This window comes from Bradyrhizobium sp. 31Argb, from assembly GCF_043638955.1.
Lineage (GTDB): Bacteria > Pseudomonadota > Alphaproteobacteria > Rhizobiales > Xanthobacteraceae > Bradyrhizobium.
In genome coordinates, this window is sequence record NZ_JBEGDB010000478.1 from 1 (window position 1) to 3,074 (window position 3,074).

Consider the following 3,074-nt stretch of genomic DNA (forward strand, 5'->3'; position numbering starts at 1 on the left):
GCCAATACTGGATGCCGATCCGCTACGCACGCGCCCGCTGATCACTGCGGACGTGGGAGCTCTTACCGCTTACGGTCAGCACCCGCGCGGCCATCAGCAACCCGTAGCTCGGCGCCAGCGCGCAGGCGGCATTGCCGAGCGTGAAAATGGCCATCAGCGCCAGCAGCACGACCTTGCGCGGCATCCGCCGCGTCGCCAGCGTCAGGATCGGCGCGCCGACGAACACGCCCAGCGCGTAACCCGAAATGAGCAGGCCTGCAGCCGATACCGACACATGCATGTCGGCAGCGACCTGCAGCAGAAGACCCATGATGACGAATTCGGTGGTACCAATGCCAAAGGCACCGGCGGTGAGCGCAAGGACAGCGATGGGCAAGGATGTGGCTCCGGACTGGAAGGGACGCAAGCGCGGAAATAGCGTCGGGGCCTTACGAGAATTAGAGGGCGACAAGTCCAATCATTTGTGACACCAATTCAACATGGTCCGATCAGACACCAACCGTTCCGGCGAAATGGAAGTGTTCGTCCGCGTCGTCGATCGCGCCGGCTTTACCGCCGCGGCGCGGAGCTTGCGGCTCACGCCGTCTGGCGTCAGCAAGCTGGTGTCGCGGATGGAGGCCCGCCTCGGCGCCAGACTCATCAATCGCTCCACGCGCAAGCTGCAGCTCACGCCGGAAGGCGAAGCCTTCTATCAACGCGCGGTGCGGATCCTCGCCGAGATCCAGGAAGCCGAACATGAAGCCGCCGCCGGCGCGACGCCGCGAGGCCATCTCACCGTCAACACCAACATCCCGTTCGGCACATTGCATATCCTTCCGCCGGTACCGCGCTTCCTTGCCGAGCATCCCGGGATCACGCTCGATATCGTCCTTACCGACACCGTGATCGACCTGATGCAGGAGCGCGCTGATATCGCGATCCGGGCCGGCCCGCTGCAGGTGTCGCGGCTGATCGCGCGCAAGCTCGCGACCAGCCGCATGGCCGTCGTGGCCTCGCCGGACTACCTCGCCAAACATGGCACGCCCAAGACGCCGACCGAACTCGCCAACCACCGGGGCATCGGCTGGACCTTTCCGCGCACGATCCGCGGCTGGCCGTTCCGCAAGGGAGAGCGGATCGAAGAGGTGTTGCCGCCGCCGATGGTCCGTGCGAGCGACGGCGAATCAGTGCGCCGGCTCGTTTTGGGCGGCGCCGGGATGGCGCGCCTTGCTTTGTTCCACATCGGTCCGGACATCGAGGCAGGACGATTGGTGCCGGTGCTTCAAGCTCTCAATCCCGGCGACCGCGAAGATATTCACGCGGTCTATGTCGGCCACGCCGGCCCCCTTCCCGCCCGCGTGCGCGCCTTTATCGATTTCCTGTCGCGCGACATCCGCCTCGATGACCCCGCACTCAAGCGCACGGCCGATGGCAGGTGGAAGCTGGTGAGAAGATCATAAGGGGACGGGTTAGCGTCCCACGCTGCGCGATAATCAACGAGCGCAGGAGAAGCATAGTCCTGCCATTTGCTCGTACCAATATGCCGTTGTCATTCCGGGGCGCGCGCAGCGCGAGCTATGATGTGCAATTGCACATCAGAGAATCCATCTGGCCGCGGCGCGAGCGGCGAAATGGATTCCGGGCTCATCGCTTCGCGATGCCCCGGAATGACGGCTCCCGTCATTGCGAGCGCAAGCTAATCATCTGCTGATTTACCAAACCTCAGAGAAGCCCGATCACCCGCCGCTCCGCCATCACCACTGGCCTCCGCCTTGCTCAACGACATGCCAAACGTACAGCCGGCGAAAGAGGCGTATCATGGCGGGACAGACATCTTCGGGCACGGGTCGGTTTGAGGCACTTGATGCAATGCGCGGCATCTGCGCGCTGCTCGTCGTGCTCTTCCATATTCCCATTTACCATGCGCTGAAGGGCACCCAGCCGTTCGTGAACCTGCAATTCTGCGTCGACATGTTCTTTGCCCTGTCCGGCTTCGTGCTCTGTCACGCCTATGGTCAGCGCCTTAACCATGCCGGCGATGGCATCCGCTTCATGGCGATGCGGTTCGCGCGGCTCTGGCCGCTGCATATGGTGATGCTGGCGCTGTTTGTGATGATCGAAGTGAGCAAGATCGTCTTCATGCGCACCGACGGTTCGTTCGCGCTGGATTCGGTTCCGTTCGGCAACGGCCACACGCTCTATGAAGCCATCACCAACATCCTGTTCCTGCAGTCCTTCAACCTGCATGGGGGCCTGACCTGGAACGGCCCAGCCTGGAGCGCGGCGGTCGAGTTCTACGTCTCGATGCTGTTCGCGGTCATCGTCGTGCTGTTCCCCCGCCGTCGGCGCGAGATCTTCCTCGGCCTCTGCCTTGCGGCCGGAATACAGCTCTACGAACGCTCGCCAGGCACGCTGTTCGTCTCCAGCGATTGGGGCATGCTGCGCGCGATGTTCTCCTTCTTCGCAGGATGCCTGGTCTATGACTTCCGCCTCTATTCCAACGGCCGGCTCGACATGCCGAACATATTGGAGGTCTCGTGCGCGATGGTGGTTGCTGTGTTCGTGTTGGTTACCCCATCCGGCGGACCGCAATATCTGTTTCCACTGCTCGCCGCGGTCGTGATCTGCGTGTTCTCGTTCGATCAAGGCAGGATCTCGGCGATACTCCGCTCGCCTGCGCTGCAGAAGCTCGGGCTGTGGTCCTATTCGATCTACATGATCCACACCTTCATCTTCCAGATCATGCGCAGCGCCGCCTCCTTCCTCGGCCACAAGCTCCACCTCGAACTGGTGGTCTGGCACAATGACGACAAGCTGGTGGTCCTGGGAACGCCAGCGCAGGCGCTGGTGGCCGCGCTCGTTCTCTCCGTGGTCCTCGTCGTTCCCGTCGCTGCACTCACCTATCGCTGGATCGAGAAGCCGGCGATGGATGCGGCCCGATACGCGCTCTCGACCGCGAACCGCGGGGAAACGCCGCTCGGCACGGCATCGAGGATCGGCTTCGGCGCGGCAATATGGCGGCTCGTATTGCCTCACCTGAGGATGTTACTTTCGCTTGACGGATGTAGCTCCGACTGTCGGCCGGTCCGAGGTTG

2 protein-coding genes and 1 pseudogene are annotated in these 3,074 nt (G+C 62.9%); 2 read left to right on the top strand and 1 reads right to left on the bottom strand.

The features are described from left to right. Positions 1-73 precede the first annotated feature (73 nt). Positions 74-376, bottom strand: a pseudogene (locus AAFX91_RS40285) (MFS transporter); the annotation flags it as partial. A 103-nt stretch (positions 377-479) separates the two neighbouring features. Between AAFX91_RS40285 and AAFX91_RS40290 the strand changes: the two are divergent. Then, on the top strand, positions 480-1,439 hold the full coding sequence (locus AAFX91_RS40290; RefSeq protein ID WP_394570198.1) for a LysR family transcriptional regulator: 960 nt from the start codon (positions 480-482) through the stop codon (positions 1,437-1,439). A 358-nt stretch (positions 1,440-1,797) separates the two neighbouring features. After that, positions 1,798-3,074 (top strand): acyltransferase family protein (locus tag AAFX91_RS40295; protein ID WP_394570199.1); only part of this gene is annotated, 1,277 nt, incomplete at its 3' end.

Excerpts from the sequence above, each read along its gene's own strand:
- AAFX91_RS40290 (WP_394570198.1), top strand. The coding sequence starts at position 480 with ATGGTCCGATCAGACACCAACCGTTCCGGCGAAATGGAAGTGTTCGTC.